14 protein-coding genes and 1 pseudogene are annotated in these 14,391 nt (G+C 74.1%); 7 read left to right on the top strand and 8 right to left on the bottom strand.

Going from position 1 to position 14,391, the window contains the following annotated elements; translation table 11 throughout:
• Positions 1 to 3 precede the first annotated feature (3 nt).
• A complete protein-coding gene (locus tag ACWGIS_RS34330; RefSeq protein WP_453366414.1) occupies positions 4 to 1,293 on the bottom strand; it encodes a streptophobe family protein in 1,290 nt (429 codons plus the stop codon).
• Between the two features lie 451 nt (positions 1,294 to 1,744).
• On the opposite strand from ACWGIS_RS34330, the gene ACWGIS_RS34335 reads away from it, so the two are divergent.
• On the top strand, positions 1,745 to 2,800 hold the full coding sequence (locus ACWGIS_RS34335) for a DUF6777 domain-containing protein (protein ID WP_453366415.1): 1,056 nt from the start codon (positions 1,745 to 1,747) through the stop codon (positions 2,798 to 2,800).
• Positions 2,801 to 2,822: 22 nt separating this feature from the next.
• Here ACWGIS_RS34335 and ACWGIS_RS34340 read toward each other — a convergent pair whose 3' ends face one another.
• Genes ACWGIS_RS34340 through ACWGIS_RS34350 form a run of 3 tightly spaced genes read right to left on the bottom strand, consistent with a single transcriptional unit; the run spans position 2,823 to position 4,047 of the window.
• A complete protein-coding gene (locus tag ACWGIS_RS34340) occupies positions 2,823 to 3,248 on the bottom strand; it encodes a PRC-barrel domain-containing protein (RefSeq protein WP_453366426.1) in 426 nt (141 codons plus the stop codon).
• The gene (locus ACWGIS_RS34345; RefSeq protein ID WP_453366416.1) at positions 3,248 to 3,895 is read right to left on the bottom strand and encodes a PRC-barrel domain-containing protein; all 648 of its coding nucleotides are present in this window, start codon (positions 3,893 to 3,895) and stop codon (positions 3,248 to 3,250) included. Before ACWGIS_RS34345 ends, ACWGIS_RS34340 begins: the two co-directional genes overlap by 1 nt.
• A complete protein-coding gene (locus ACWGIS_RS34350; protein ID WP_453366417.1) occupies positions 3,892 to 4,047 on the bottom strand; it encodes a hypothetical protein in 156 nt (51 codons plus the stop codon). Before ACWGIS_RS34350 ends, ACWGIS_RS34345 begins: the two co-directional genes overlap by 4 nt.
• A gap of 354 nt (positions 4,048 to 4,401) precedes the next feature.
• Between ACWGIS_RS34350 and ACWGIS_RS34355 the strand changes: the two genes are divergently transcribed.
• Positions 4,402 to 4,740 carry an STAS domain-containing protein gene (locus tag ACWGIS_RS34355; protein WP_453366418.1) on the top strand — a complete coding sequence of 113 codons (339 nt, stop codon included), beginning with the start codon at positions 4,402 to 4,404 and terminating at the stop codon, positions 4,738 to 4,740.
• Between the two features lie 9 nt (positions 4,741 to 4,749).
• Here the strand turns inward: ACWGIS_RS34355 and ACWGIS_RS34360 are convergent, their stop codons facing one another.
• Complete coding sequence (locus tag ACWGIS_RS34360) at positions 4,750 to 5,235, bottom strand: MarR family winged helix-turn-helix transcriptional regulator (protein WP_453366419.1); 486 nt, start codon at positions 5,233 to 5,235, stop codon at positions 4,750 to 4,752.
• 254 nt (positions 5,236 to 5,489) lie between these two features.
• Between ACWGIS_RS34360 and ACWGIS_RS34365 the strand changes: the two genes are divergently transcribed.
• From ACWGIS_RS34365 to ACWGIS_RS34380, 4 genes are all read left to right on the top strand, one after another.
• Positions 5,490 to 5,942 carry an ATP-binding protein gene (locus ACWGIS_RS34365; protein ID WP_453366420.1) on the top strand — a complete coding sequence of 151 codons (453 nt, stop codon included), beginning with the start codon at positions 5,490 to 5,492 and terminating at the stop codon, positions 5,940 to 5,942.
• 190 nt (positions 5,943 to 6,132) lie between these two features.
• On the top strand, positions 6,133 to 7,332 hold the full coding sequence (locus tag ACWGIS_RS34370) for a PP2C family protein-serine/threonine phosphatase (RefSeq protein WP_453366421.1): 1,200 nt from the start codon (positions 6,133 to 6,135) through the stop codon (positions 7,330 to 7,332).
• Positions 7,329 to 8,990, top strand: a complete 1,662-nt coding sequence (locus ACWGIS_RS34375; protein WP_453366422.1) for a sensor histidine kinase — start codon at positions 7,329 to 7,331, stop codon at positions 8,988 to 8,990. Before ACWGIS_RS34370 ends, ACWGIS_RS34375 begins: the two co-directional genes overlap by 4 nt.
• Positions 8,987 to 9,430, top strand: coding sequence for a response regulator (locus tag ACWGIS_RS34380; RefSeq protein ID WP_453366423.1), 444 nt, complete (start codon positions 8,987 to 8,989; stop codon positions 9,428 to 9,430). Before ACWGIS_RS34375 ends, ACWGIS_RS34380 begins: the two co-directional genes overlap by 4 nt.
• A 12-nt stretch (positions 9,431 to 9,442) precedes the next feature.
• On the opposite strand, the gene ACWGIS_RS34385 is transcribed toward ACWGIS_RS34380, so the two are convergent.
• From ACWGIS_RS34385 to ACWGIS_RS34395, 3 genes and pseudogenes are all read right to left on the bottom strand, one after another.
• Positions 9,443 to 9,826, bottom strand: coding sequence for an STAS domain-containing protein (locus tag ACWGIS_RS34385; RefSeq protein WP_453366427.1), 384 nt, complete (start codon positions 9,824 to 9,826; stop codon positions 9,443 to 9,445).
• Positions 9,827 to 9,871: 45 nt separating this feature from the next.
• Positions 9,872 to 10,906 (bottom strand): annotated as a pseudogene (locus ACWGIS_RS34390) (cobalamin B12-binding domain-containing protein); the annotation flags it as partial.
• Positions 10,903 to 12,564, bottom strand: a complete 1,662-nt coding sequence (locus tag ACWGIS_RS34395; RefSeq protein WP_453366428.1) for a PP2C family protein-serine/threonine phosphatase — start codon at positions 12,562 to 12,564, stop codon at positions 10,903 to 10,905. The pseudogene ACWGIS_RS34390 and the gene ACWGIS_RS34395, both read right to left, overlap by 4 nt.
• 278 nt (positions 12,565 to 12,842) lie before the next feature.
• Here ACWGIS_RS34395 and ACWGIS_RS34400 point away from each other — a divergent pair, with 278 nt between their 5' ends.
• A complete protein-coding gene (locus ACWGIS_RS34400) occupies positions 12,843 to 14,303 on the top strand; it encodes a diacylglycerol/lipid kinase family protein (protein WP_453366424.1) in 1,461 nt (486 codons plus the stop codon).
• Positions 14,304 to 14,391 lie beyond the last annotated feature (88 nt).

Raw genomic sequence — 14,391 nt, forward strand, 5'->3', positions numbered from 1 at the left:
CCCCTACGGGGTGCCGTCGCGGGGCCCGGTCGCCGGGACCTCGCCGCGGCGGCGTACCCGCGTGGCCGACAGGGCGCCCAGGAACCCGGCGACGAGCCCCCACAGCAGCGCGAAACCGAGCGCCGTCCAGAGCCGGGGTCGCAACAGGAGCTGTCCGGAGAGGCCGCCGCCGAGGTCCCCGAGGCCCAGGAGCGAAAGACCGTAGTGCGCGGAGAGGCGGGCCAGGAGGCAGATGGCGAGCACCGTGAGCGCCAGCGCGACCGCCATGCGCACGGCGTGCTGCCAGGCGCGCACCCGGGCGGGGGAGCGGGTGGCCATGAGGAAGGCGGCGCCCAGCACCAGTACGGCGTCGACGGCCACCAGCCACCACACCCGGCCGTCGTACTCCGCCAGGGTGCTCAGGTTGAGCGTGGAGATGTCCCGGGTGCGGAGCACCTGGTCCAGGACGTGTGGCACCGGCAGGCCGAAGGGGCCCTCGACGCGGCCGTCCCAGGAGGCGCCCAGGCCGATCGTGAAGGCCAGCCAGACGAGGTTGGGGAGCCCCAGCAGGATCACGGCGAAGGTCTCGGCGACATGGCCGCGGGTGACGGCGACGACCAGGGCGACGACGAGCCCGACGGCCACGCAGGACAACAGCAGGGCGACCATGGCGAACGCGGCGGGGCGCACCGGTTCCTGGAAGCGCAGCAGCCGGGCGGGGAGCGGGGCGCGGGGAGACACGAGCACCGCCAGCACGATGACGCCGGCCAGCCACAGCAGCCCGAACAGCACCGTCAGCGGCACATCCGTCGTGAAGCCCACCTTCGGGGAGGCGCCGAGCAGGTCGCCGATCTCGGACACGGCGCCGTCCCCGAGGGAGATCTCGAAGGTGTGCCGGGCGACGAGCGCCAGTCCGATCAGCGCCAGCAGCCAGACGACGGCGACCCGGGCGGCCCAGCCGCTCAGTTCCGGAGTGCCGGCCACGGCCCGGTGCCGCAGCGGGCGCAGGAAGCCGGCGGCGATCACCAGGGCGCCGGCGAGCGTGACCGACAACGGCATCACGGTGAAGCTCGCCTGCGTGTCGGCGAGGGCCCCGGCGTCACCCGCGAGTTCGACGCTGCCGCCGACCGCGGTCACCACGGTGGCGGCGACGACGCGGGGGAACGCGTTGCCGGGGAGGTCGGCCGCACCGGCCGCCCAGAGCCCGAGGGCGGCGACCGCGCCCATCGCGATGAGCCCGGCCAGGACCGTGGTGACGGCCTGGATCCAGCCGTGACGGGCGGCGGTTCGGTCGGACGGTCTCTGGGCGCTCACGTTGTCACGCTAAGCAGCGCGGGGGAGGTCCGCCCGCCGGGGAGGGCCGACCGCGTCCGCTTGCGGCGGACCCGGGACCCGGGCACACAATGGGCTCGTTCTGGAATGAAGCGGCACAAAACGTACCAGCTGTGCCGCGAGGTCCCTCCGCAGGGAAGAAGAGCTCGTGAGCGTCGAACCGCCGTCCTCCGGCCGTCCCACAGGCCCCCCTTCGGGCCCGCTGTCGGGCCCTTCGCAGCCGGGCCCGTCCCAGCCCGCTCCCACCTGGCCGAACGCCCGCCCCCCGCAGGGGCCTTCGGGCGACTCGGGCGCCGGCGGAACCGGTGGCCCCGGCGGCGGCGACGGAGGCGGCGGGCCGGGGGGACCGGACGGTCCGTCCGGCCCTCACCCGTCCGGCGGCGCGAGCAGGGGCGGCGGCCCGGAGCGGCCCTGGTGGCGATCGGCCCCGCGCGTGGCGGTGATCGCCACCGCGGTCGTGGCGGCGGTGATCCTGGCCGTCGTCCTCACCCGTCCGGACGGGTCGTCCGGCGGCTCGGCGGCCCCCGGGGGCGGCGAGGTCTTCCTGCAGGCCGCCGCGAAGACGGGACCCGACCCGTACACGGAGTCGACGGCGAAGGACAGTTCCACCACCCCCGAGACGCCCGCACCGCCCAGCGGCACCTCCGCGTCCGCGAACGCGCCGCGCGGTGTGGACGGTTCGGCGCCCGGCCTCTACGGCGGCACCCGCAAGGTCGCCAGCTGCGACGTGGAGAAGCAGATCTCCGCGCTCGGGGCGGTCCCGGCGAAGAACAAGGCGTTCGCGTCGGTCGCGGGAGTCCGGCCGTCGGAGGTCCCCGCCTACCTGCGCGCGCTCACCCCGGTCCAGCTGCGCATGGACACGTGGGTCACCAACCACGGCTACCGCAAGGGTGCCGCCACCAGCTACCAGGCGGTGCTCCAGGCCGGTACGGCCGTGCTCGTCGACGACCGGGGTCTGCCGCGGGTGCGCTGCGCGTGCGGCAACCCGCTGACCGAGCCCGTCCCGCAGAAGACGGCCCCCAGGACGACCGGTGACTCCTGGCCCTCGTACCGCCCGCAGAACATCGTGGTCGTCACCCCCGCGCCGACGGTCGTCAACGTCTTCGTCCTCTTCGACCCGGAGCACGACGACTGGTTCCGCCGCGAGAAGGGCGACACCGGCAAGCAGGACAAGAAGACCGATCCGCCGCCCGAGCGGCCGTCCCCGTCGGTGACCGGCCCGAGTTCCGGGTCCGCGTCGCCGTGCGTGTCCCCGCACGGTGTGACCCCGCCGTCGGGATGCGCCTCGGCGCCGCCCGACTCGTCGTCCTCGTCGTCCTCCTCCCCCTCCGCACCCTCGTCGCCGCCGACCTCGCCGCCGTCACCGCCGACGTCCGAGGCCCCGCAGCCGCCCCCGGACTCCGCGTCGTCCGACGCGGCGCCGGAGTCGGCCTCCACCTTCAGCGCCCCGGGGTCGTCCGGCCCCCAGTCGTTCCCCCGGGTGCTCTGAGCGGCGCCCGGCCCGGAAGCGGTCAGCCGGTCCGTACGACCAGGGCGTAGTCGCCGAGGCCGAGCAGCCGGTCGCCGGGGATCTCGCCCAGGGCCGTGTAGACCTTCTCGACGCGTCCGGTGGCCGGGTCGAAGGAGATGTCCTGCACGGTGCCCCGTTCGTCGCCGCTCTCCGTCAGGACCCTGGCGCGCAGGGCGTCACGGTGCGGCGGGGAAGGTGCCGGCGCCGGGTCGGGGAGAAGGTCGGACCTGAGGAGGACGGCGTCGGGTCCGAAGGCGTGGAAGGCGTTCCACGGGATCGTCGTCTCCTTGCGTCCTCGCGCGGGCGTGATACGGGCGTGGGTGACGGTGCCGGACGCGGCGTCGACGGTCAGCGACTCGACCACGCCGATCTCGTCCGCGCCGCCGAGTGTCACCACCGGCAGCCCGTGGGCCTGGGAGAACATCATCACGGAGCCGTCCCCTTCTCGAACCCGTCCGGACTCCCGCCGGGCACCTGCTCCTCGGGTGCGGCGGCCCGGGCGCCGCCGCCGCGGATGTGGAACGCCTCGACCTGGCTCACGAAACCGGCGAGGTCGTCGGCGACGAACCGGGTGGCGTCGGCCGGGATCACCAGCGCCTGCCCGGACACGGCGAGGGTCTCGCCCCGGGGCACGAACACCTTGTGCCGACGGCGCTTGGAGCCCGGCTCCAGCGACTCCCGCGCGGCGATCCGGAAACCCACCACGCGCCCGCTGTCACCGCCCTCCACCACGACATCCAGCACCGTGCCGACCTCCGAGCCCGTGTCCGTGAGCACCCTGGCCCCCAGCACCCGGCCGTGCGACGCCTCGCCCTTGGCCACCACCGCGGCCGGCTCCGCCAGCACCTCCGCACCGCGGATCATCACCGCGTGCCGCCCCAGCGAGTGCACCGCGCTCCAGGGCAGGCTCTGCTTCAGCGGACCCGCCAGCAGCCCCCGCCCGCTGAGCGTGAACCCGGTCACCCGGCCGGCCGGACCGTCGAAGACGGTGTCCTTGATCTGCGCGACCACGTCACCGCCCAGCGTGACCACCGGGCGCTTGGTGAGGCCGCGCGCGGCCATCAGCTCGCTCACCGCGCCCCCCTCCTGCCGCTCCTCCCGAACCCGCGTCCGCGCTGCACCGCGATGACGGTCCCGGACCGCCTGCTCGACTGCACCCACACCACCGCCACCGCCAGCAGTGCCAGCGCCGCGACAACGACGACCAGCCACACCCACCAGGCCACCGTCCACCTCCGGTCATTGAGGCCTCCCGGCACGGTGTCGGCCGGTCCGGCTCTGTCCATCTGCCCCCGGCGGACGGGAGGATGCGCCCCCGTCGGCACGGGGGAAGGCGCCTTCTCCGAGGAGGACGACCCGGCCGGACGGCGGCGGTCCCGGACCGCCCGAGGCTTACCGGATCGTTACGGCAGGCAATTGTTGCCCAAGGTCAACGACCGGATACGGTAGGCGGGCAACTGCTCCACGACGGCGCCGTACGGCACCGTCCCCTGCGGCTCCCCCAGCCCCGCAGGCGTCCCTGTCCCCAGACATCTCGAAGGATCGCCGTGCATTCAGGTCGGAGTCCAGATCAGGCGGCCATGTCGCTGTCGGTGCGCGAGGCCGGCGGATCGACCGTGATCGCCGTCCGCGGGGAGGTGGACATGGACAACGCGGGGCAGCTGGAGGAAGCGATCACCTCGGCGGCGCGGGCCCGGCCGGGGGCGGTGGTCCTCGACCTGTCCGAGGTCACCTTCGCGGACTCGACGACGGTCAACATCCTCCTGCGCTGCTACGGCGCCCTCGGTACGCGCCTGCGGCCGGCGGCGCTCTCCGCGTACATGGACAGACTGCTGACGATCACCGGCGTCTCCGAGGCGCTGTCCGTGTACGGCACGGTGGCCGAGGCGCTGGAGGCGGTCGACCCCGGACAGGGCTGAGCCCTCTGCTCAGGGCGCTCCCCGGTCCGGCTCCGTACGCGCGAGGGAGAGGGACGGGCCGAGCGACCACAACCCGGCGAGCAGCGCCCGGAGATCGGCGTCGGGCATCCGCAGCAGCGCGTCCTTGATCCACTCCGCACGCTGCTCGCGCACCGTGTCCAGGACGCTGCGGCCGCGGTGCGTCAGGTCCAGGGCGATGCCCCGACGGTCCTCCGAGATGAGCGATCGGGTCAGCAGGCCGGCCCCTTCCAGGCTGTCGCACACGCGGCTGGCCCGGGAGCGGCTGACCCGGGCCCGGTCGGCGAACGCCGAGAGGCTCAGGCCCGGGCTGTTGCCCACCAGCGTCAGCGCCCGCAGCAGCGAGGGTGAGAGCCGGCTGTCGACCGCCGCCGCCGTACTCGCCGACACGGCCACCAGGATCTCCGCCGCGGCCGACAGCTGATCGGCGGCGCGAAGCAGTACGTCCTCCCGTATCCGGGGGGTATGGCCTTCCATCTGTCCGAACCTCTGTCGTCGCACCGCACCCGGTGACCGTTCACGCTCTCCGACTGTGGGCCCTGCCCGGTCGTACCGGGATGACACCGGCGCCATGTGGGAATCCTGTGACGAAACCTGCAGGTCCGCTCACCGCCGGTCCGTGGCGGCCCTCCGGAGAACCCGGAGAAAATCGGGGTGACTGGGAAGGAGAACTCGGGGTACGAGCACTCTGCAGCAGTGAGTGGACCCACCGGCATCCGAGAGAGACACGCATGATCGAGCACCTGGGCGGAGCAGTGATACCGACTGGCTTCGACGTGCCCGTGGAACCGCTTCGGCGGACGGCGCACTACACGGGCGAGCCGGGGTGCATCGCCGAAGCGCGGGCCTTCGCCGAACTGTTCCTGGAGCAGCTCCGGTCGGAGTGGTGCGCCGAGATCGCCCCGCAGGTCGGCGGCGACCTCCTGCTGATGGTGAGTGAACTCGTCACCAACGCGGACCGGCACAGCCAGGGTCCGTACATCCTGGAACTCGAAGGCACCGACTCCTCGGTCGCCATCACCGTCTACGACAGCAGCGTCACTCTGCCCCGCCGCTTCCCGCGGGACCCCCAGCGGGTCGGCCGGCACGGGCTGGAGATCGTCCACGCGCTCGCCACCGAGGTCACGGTCGGCCGTGTCCCCGTCGGCAAGTGCGTCAGAGCCGTGCTCGACCTGCGCCCTTGAACCGGACTCCCGCGGTGGAAGAACGGCCTCGAAGAGGCGCGGCGACGAACGACGGGCGCCTTGCGCACCGGACCGCCCGTGAGGCCGTCCGGCGCGCCGCAGTAGGCTCCCGGGAGTCGACGGCCGGCGCAGGTGATTCGAGGGGATGAGCGTGGCAGATCGCCCGCTTGGGATCAGTGAACGCGGTGTCATGCCCCGCCTCGGGAGCTCAGACCCGCTGTGGGAACTGGACGCGGCTCCCGCGCTCCTCCTCGTCGAGGACGACGCCGGAGACGCCCTGCTGGTGCGCGAGGTCCTCGCGGACAGCGGGCTGCCGATGGACGTCACCTGGTGCAAGTCCCTGGCCGAGGCCCGGAGTTTCCTCAGGCGCACCCGGCACTCCGTGTGCGTCCTGCTCGACCTGCACCTGCCGGACACCCACGGACTGAGCGCCGTCCGGCTCGTCCGCGACGCGTCGCCCGACGCGGCCGTCGTGGTGCTCACCGGAGTGGCCGAGAACGAGGCGGGCCTCGCCGCGGTCGCCGAGGGCGCGCAGGACTTCCTCTCCAAGGACGGCCTGGCACCCGAGACGTTGAGCCGCGCGGTCCGCTACGCCCTGCAGCGCAAGCAGGTGGAGCGGTCCAGCGCCGAACTCCAGGCGAGCCGGCTGCTCGCCCGGGAGAACGCGCGCCTGGAGCGCGGACTGCTGCCCACGCCCCTGCTGCGCGGGGGCGGCTGCGAGGTGGCCTCCCGCTACAGCCCCGGCCGTGACCACGCCCTGCTCGGCGGCGACTTCTTCGACGTCGTGGAGAGCGCCGACGGAGCCGTGCACGCGGTTATCGGCGACGTCTCCGGCCACGGCGCCGCCGAGGCCGCCCTCGGCGTCTGCCTGCGCGTGGCCTGGCGGACCGCCGTGCTCTCCGGATGCGTCGGCACGGACCAGGTCCGCCTCCTGGAGGAGATCCTCGGCGCCGAGCGCGCCGACGACTACATCTTCGCCACGCTCACCATCCTCCGGCTCGACCGGGACCGCAGCAGGCTGCGGGTGATCCGGGCCGGTCATCCCGGGCTCCTGATAAGGACCCCGGCGGGCCTCGATCTGTTCGAGCCGCCCCCCGGCCCCGCGCTCGGACTCATCCCGGACCGCGCCCGCTGGCCGGAGACGGAACTGCCCGCACACGACATCAGCGCCGTGACGCTGTTCACCGACGGCCTCTTCGAGGGCGTGGTGGCACCCGACCGGCGACTGGGAGAAGAAGGACTGCTCGAAGTGGCGAGGAAACACACGGACCTGCTCGGGCGGCCGTTCGTCGACGCCGTGGTCGACGAGGTCGCGGAGCTGACCGCCGCCCACGGAGGCCTCGCCGACGACGTGGCCGTCCTGCACCTGGCGACGGACGGCGCCTCATGACCGGTGCGGAGCGGACCTCCCGGTCCGACGGCGCCGCGGGCGGCGGTACCGGCGAGAGGTCCGGCGTCGTCGCACGACTGAGCGTCCAGGGCTGGATCCTCGTCGTCCTGGCGGTGAACGTGCTGCTGGTCGTCGTCTTCGCGGTGTCGGGCGGCATCCTCCAGGCCCGTGCGGACGACCGCACCGACCTGCTCAGCGACCACATCCAGCCCGCGCGGTCCGCCGCCTTCCAGCTGGAGACGTCGCTGGTGGACCAGGAGACGGGCGTGCGCGGCTTCGTGCTGAGCAGGGACCCCGCCTTCCTGGAGCCGTACGAGTCCGGGAAGCGGGAGGAGGAGAAGCTGCACGACCTCCTCGTCGGGGAACTCGGCGGTCACCCCCGCATCGCCACCGATCTGCGCGAGGTCCAGCAGGCCGGCGAGTCCTGGCGCCGCGACCACGCGCGACCGCTCATCGCGGCGGCCCGCGCCTCCGGAGGACGGGAGAACATCCCCGGCCTGGAGGCGAGCAAGGCCAGGTTCGACGAGACGCGGACCCTGCTGGCGACGCTGGAGAAGGACATCCGGGAGCTGCGCGACGCCACCCGCGCCTCCGCCGAGGACGGCCGTCGGCTCCGCACGTACTTCTTCGTCGGAGTGCTCGCGGCGTTCCTGGCGAGCGGTGTCGCACTGATGCTGCTGCTGCGCCGGATCGTCGGGCGCCCGCTGCGGGCCCTCGAAGCGGCCTCGGTGGAGGTCGGCGGCGGAGACTTCGCGCACCGGATCCGGCTGGAGGGGCCGCGCGACCTGGAGGCGGTCGCCCGGGCGGTCGAGGAGATGCGCCGGCGCATCGTCGACGAACTCTCCGAGTCCCGGGGCCGCGAGATCCTGCTGAAGGAACAGGCGGTGGAACTCGACGCCCAGACACTCGAACTGAAGCGCTCCAACGCCGAACTGGAGCAGTTCGCCTACGTCGCCTCCCACGACCTCCAGGAACCGCTGCGCAAGGTCGCGTCCTTCTGCCAGCTCCTGGAGAAGCGCTACGGGGACCAGCTGGACGACCGGGCCAAGCAGTACATCGACTTCGCCGTGGACGGCGCCAAGCGGATGCAGGTGCTCATCAACGACCTGCTCACCTTCTCCCGGGTCGGCCGGGTCGGCGAGGAGCACGCCGCCGTCGCCCTGGACGACGTACTGGACCGGGCGCTCGCCAACCTCAGCGTGTCCCTGGAGGAGACCGGCGCCCGCGTGGTGCGCGAGGGGCCGCTGCCCACGGTCACCGGAGACCCCACCACCCTCACGATGCTGTGGCAGAACCTCCTGGGCAACGCGGTGAAGTTCCGCCACCCAGAGCGGACGCCCGAGGTCGTCGTCAGCTGCGAGGCCGAGGAGGACGACCGGTGGCGGCTCTGCGTGAGGGACAACGGCATCGGCATCGAACCGGAGTTCCGGGAGAAGGTCTTCGTCATCTTCCAGCGCCTGCACGGCCGTGACGAGTACGACGGAACGGGCATCGGACTTGCTCTGTGCCGGAAGATCGTCGAGCATCACGGAGGCGGCATCAGCCTGGACGGCACCGCCGGTGAGGGCACGCGCGTGTGCTTCACCCTGCCCGCGACGCAGCCGGGGTCCCCCGAACGGGCCGAGGCCCCGCGTCCATACGAAGGAGCGCGCACGTGACCTCCCCCGTGGAACCCATCCAGGTCCTGCTCGTCGAGGACGACCCCGGCGACGAGCTGATGACCCGTGAGGCCTTCGAGGACAACAAGATCCGCAACACCCTGCACGTGGTGCGGGACGGCGAGGAGGCCCTCGACTTCCTCTACCGCCAGAACCAGTACGCGGACGCGCCGCGGCCCGACCTGATCCTGCTCGACCTCAACCTGCCGAAGTACGACGGGCGTCAGGTCCTGGAGCGCATCAAGTCGGACGACGAGCTGGCGCTCATCCCGGTCGTCGTCCTGACCACGTCCTCCGCCGAGGAGGACATCCTGCGCAGCTACCGGCTGCACGCCAACGCCTACGTGACCAAGCCGGTCGACCTCGACCAGTTCATCGCGGCCGTCCGGCAGATCGACGACTTCTTCGTGACCGTGGTCAAGCTGCCCAAGACCAACTGACCGGCCCGGCGTTCACCCCTGGTGCCCGGGCCCGCTCCCGCCCGGCGTACCGGGCAACGGGGCCGCGACCAGGTGTTCCCGCGTCCCGGTGACCTCCAGCAGCCGGTCCAGGCAGACGCTCCCACCCTCCAGCCGGATCCGCGCGCCGGCCTCCCCGGCCAGCCGGCGGATCATCAGCAGCGCGGACAGCCCCATCGCGTCGCAGGACGTGATGGCGGCGCAGTCCAGACGCAGTTCGGTGGTCCCGGGGTGATCGGCGAGCTGCCGCGCGGCGGCCGTCACGAGCAGGTCGGCGCTGTCGCGGTCGAGGGCGCCGCCGAGCCCCATGCGCAGGCTGCGCGAATCGCCCGCGGACGGCGTGACGGCGGGCGGCGGCGACGGTGGCTGAGGGTTCATACCGGGCTTTCCGGGGCGGGGGACAGGGGGCGTGGGGCTGTGCGGCACGGCGTCGCGGGCCTCGTTCACCAGGCCGGTGGCCCGGGGGAAGTCACGCAGCTGCGCGCACAGCAGGTCCAGGGCGAGCCGTAACGTCCGCCCCGGCACGTCGCGGGCGGCGAGGACGCCGGCGGTCCACGTCGTGAAACCGGTGACGAGATCGGCGTCGTCCGTGTAGAGGCCGGCGGCGAGGAAGTCGACGAGCTGGGCGACGTCCTCGGCCGTGGGCCGGCCCCGGCGCGGGAGCCGTTCCGTCAGGCCGGCCAGTACCGCCTTCACCAGTTGCGGCGCCGACCGGGCGACCAGGGTGTACTCCTGGTCGGCGAGATGGGGCAGGCGCACGAGCGGTTCCTGCGGCACGGCCGGAGCGCGGGGCGGTCCGCCGGTCAGCGCGTCCGCCGCGCCGCGGGCGTCCGCGGCCCAGGCGTCGGCGCCCAGCAGACGTGCGTACCGGCCGTCCGCGCCGAACGCCGCCCCGCCGGCCAGCACGGGCACGGAGGCGGTCTGGCAGGCGGTGATCGTGGCGTGCGCCGTCGGCAGCCGGGTCGTGAGCGAGCCGGAGAGCGCCACGGCGTCGGGACCCGTGCGGTGCAGGTGCCGTATCAGCTCCGGAGCCGGGACCCGGGCGCCCAGCCAGTCCACCCGCCAGCCCCGCAGCCGCAGCACCTCGGCGAGGAGCCGGGCGGGCAGGGCGTGCCATTCGCCGTCGACGCAGGCCACGGTGATCCGGCCGCGCCGGGGCACCGCGCGGCGCGCCGCCGGATGCCGGGCGACCGCGGTGACGACCCGGTCGTCCACGGCGGTCGCGGCGTGCTCCCGGGCCACCGGTATCCGGTCGGCCGCCCACGCCTCGCCGACCTGCCGCTGGACGGTGGCGACGACCTCGACGAGGAACGCCTCGGCCGTCATGCCCGAGCCCAGGGCCGCGTGCACGACGTCGAGGGCGGCGGGTTCGTCGCCCGCCAGCGCGGCGGTCCGCAGCGCGTCGGCCCAGGGCTGTCCGCGCCCGCCGGACCGGCGGGCGGTGTACGGCTCCGTCATCCGGCGGACCCGCCGGACCCGTGACCGTCCACCGCGCTCAGGTGGCGGCCGCGCGGGGCGCCGACCGCGACCACGGCCATGTCGTCGTGGGCGCCGCCGCCGACCCAGGCGGACGCCAGCATCTGCACCCGTTCCACGACGGCCTCCGCGGGCATGCCGGCGCACTCGGCCAGCGCGTTCCGCAGCCGCTCCTCGCCGAACACCTCGTCCCCGAGCGGGCCGCCCCGCGCCTCGGTGATCCCGTCGGTGTAGAGGAGGCACAGCTCGCCCGGTGCGAGGCTCACCGTCGCGGACCGCACGGTCACCGCGGGCAGCGCGCCGATCAGGGTGCCGCGGGTGCGCGCCTCCTCGACCTGCCCGTCACGGCGCACGATGAGCGGGGAGGGATGTCCCGCGCTGGACAGCCGCAGCCGCACGTCCCGTCCCTGGCGCAGGACGGAGCACAGCACCAGCGTGGCGAACCGCGCGTGGTGCGAGGTGAGCAGGGCGCCGTTGAGCAGCGTCAGCATGCGGGTGTGGTCGTCGGCCAGCGGCAGCAGCGCGTGGAGCGAGTTGCGGATCTTGCCCGTCAGCACCGCGGCCTCAAGGCCCTTGCCGCACACGTCACCCAGGACGACCAGGGACTCCTCGCCCGACCCGGAGGCAGGGTGCACGTCGTAGAAGTCGCCGCCGATCCGCTCGCTCTCCCCGGACGGGCGGTATCCCGCCGCGAACTCGACGCCCGCGACCGCCGGCAGCGTGGGCGGCAGGAGTTCGCGCATCAGCGTCTCGGTGATGGCCGCCTGCTCGGCGTACATCCGGGCCGCCGACAGCGCGGCTCCGGCACGTGCCGCGAGCAGCCGGGCGAACAGTTCCTCGCTCTCGTCGAACGAGGCCTGCCCGGACCTGCGCAGCAGGATGAGCGCACCCGCGGGCACCCCGTGTCCCGGCAGCGGCGTGACCACCATGGAACCGACCTCGCCGAAGCCGGGCGGCACCACCCAGTCCGGGGAGGCCGCCGGGTCGATCCAGCGGGAGGGCACGGGCGGGAATCCCTGGAGGGCCTCCGCCAGACCGGGGACGTCGGCCGGCCGCCCCGCGGAGCCCGCGCGGACCGGGGTGCCGCCGCGCGTGCAGTGGGTGACGGGATGGCGGCGGCCCGCGGCGGGGGCGACGACGAGAGCCGCGTCGGCGAGGTGCTCCGCGGCCAGTTGGGCCGTCACCTCCATGACGCGGGAGAGATTGAGGGAGGACAGCAGGCGGGTGGACGCCTCCACGAGGAAGGCGGTGCGCTGCCGCTCCGTCCGCAACTGCGCGTCGGCCAGGCGGTATGCCGTGTCGTCGAGGAACCACCACACGACAACTCCGTCGCCGCGCGGGACGGGGTGCGCCGCGAAGCTGCGCTCGCCGACGGGCCCGTGCGCGGTCGCGGCGTCCGGCCGCTCCGGGCCCGGTTCGGCTCCGGGGCCGGTCAGCAGCCGGTGGGCGCCGGCGAACCAGGCGGGGGTCACGTCGCCGAGCCGGACGCCGGGCGCGGCACCGGGGAACAGGGCCGCGGCGGCCCGGTTCACCTCGCGTACGGCGCCGTCCGATGCGGCGACCAGGACGGGGCAGGGGGCGGCGTACCAGGCGGCGTCCGCCTCGGCACGGTCCGCCGGAGCACGGGGACTCGGGGGGATTTCCAGTGGATTGACCACATACGCGGAGCTCGCGGGGCGGGCTCCTTCACCTCTCAGTGTCGATGACACGTCCCGGTCGGGTGCCCCGCTTGCGGTATTTCAGGCCCTCGGCTTTGCCGGAACGGAAGTTGGGGTGACGGACGCGCCCCGTGCGACGTGTGCGACGTCACGGCGGGAACGACAGGTCCATGAACCCGGCGACTCGGGGCACGATGAGTGGGGCGGCACGTCTTGCCGGCCAGGAGATCCACAGTCTAGACGCGAGGGTGGGGCCGACCATGGCGAGAAGCAGGGCCGGACTGCGAACGGGCGGCGGGATCCGCGGCCTCCCGGCCGTCCGGACGGTGATGCGGGCCGGCCTGCGGAGCACGGGCGCGCCCGGCTGGCGGCGCGTCGCGGCGGGCGGGCTGCTGTGGGGCGCGGCGGCCGCGGCCCTCGGCGCCTCCGGGGACCGGACGGCGCGCCGCGCGGCACTGCGCGGCATCGGCACCGTCGCCATCGCCTCCACGGCGACCCGCGCCCTCGCCCGGCCGGCGGCGCGGAAGGTGCAGCCGCTGGAGGCGGCCGGACACGCGGCCTCCGCCGCCGCGTTCGCCGCCGGCGTCGTCCTCGAAGCACCCCGCTACGGCCTGCTCGTCGTCCCCGGCGCCGTCGCGCTGACCATGGCCCGCATACGGTCCCGCGTCCGGCACCCGGGCGACGTGGCCGTGGGTGTCGCGATCGGCGTCGGCGCCGCGGCGCTGACCGCGCGCTGGTGGCCGGTGAAGCCGGACGCGGCCGCCGCGGCCGCACCGCCGCGCAGGCCCGCCCCGGCCCTGCCCGAGGGCGCGGGGCTGCACATCGTGGTCAACCCCTCCTCGGGTCTGTCCCGGAACGCCGAGACGCCCGACGTGGCGGAGCACTTGCGCTCCCTGCTGCCGAAGGCCGAGATCCTGCTCCCGCAGCAGGGGCAGCCCCTGCCCGAGCTGCTGGACCAGGCCGCCCGGCGCGCGAAGGAACAGGGAGGTGCGCTCGGCGCCTGCGGCGGGGACGGCACGGTCAACGCCGCGACCGAGGCGGCGGCCCGGTTCGGCGTGCCCCTCGCGGTGTTCCCGGGCGGCACCTTCAACCACTTCGCCGTGGACCTCGGCAACCAGTCCGTCGAGGACGTCGCCCGCGCCGTGCAGGACGGCGACGCGGTCGTCGCCGACCTCGGGCGGGCCAGGACCCCGGGCGGACCGGAACAGATCTTCGTCAACACCTTCAGCCTGGGCGTCTACTCGGATCTCGTCAGCGCCCGGGAACTGCTGGAGAAGCGGATCGGTAAGTGGCCGGCGTTGGTGGTCGGGCTCGCCAAGGTCCTCACCACGGGCAGTCCGGTGAGCGTCTCGGTCAACGGCAGCCCCAAGAAGCTGTGGCTCCTGTTCGCCGGCAACGGCCTCTACCACCCGGCCGGTTTCGCGCCGACGTACCGGACGCAGCTCGACGACGGGCTGCTGGACGTCCGTGCCGTCGACGGCGGCACGCCCTTCGCCCGCACCCGCCTGCTGATCGCCGTCCTGACCGGCACCCTGCACAACAGCCGCGTGCTCACCACGGCCCAGGTCCGCAGCCTGCGGCTCGACGTGCAGCACGGCGACCCGCGGTTCTCCTACGACGGAGAGGTGACCAGCGCCGCGGCGCCCCGGCTGGTGCTCGACAAGCTGACCCGTGCCGTGACGCTGTACCGGCCCGCCGACAAGGACCAGTGGCTGCGCTGAGCCGGGCCGTCCGGCACGGCAGCCGAACCGGGCCGTCCGGCACGGCAGCCGAAACGGCCGGTGGCGCCACCCGTGAGTTGTCCCGGGT

The sequence above is a fragment of the Streptomyces sp. NPDC054842 genome (assembly GCF_053611025.1).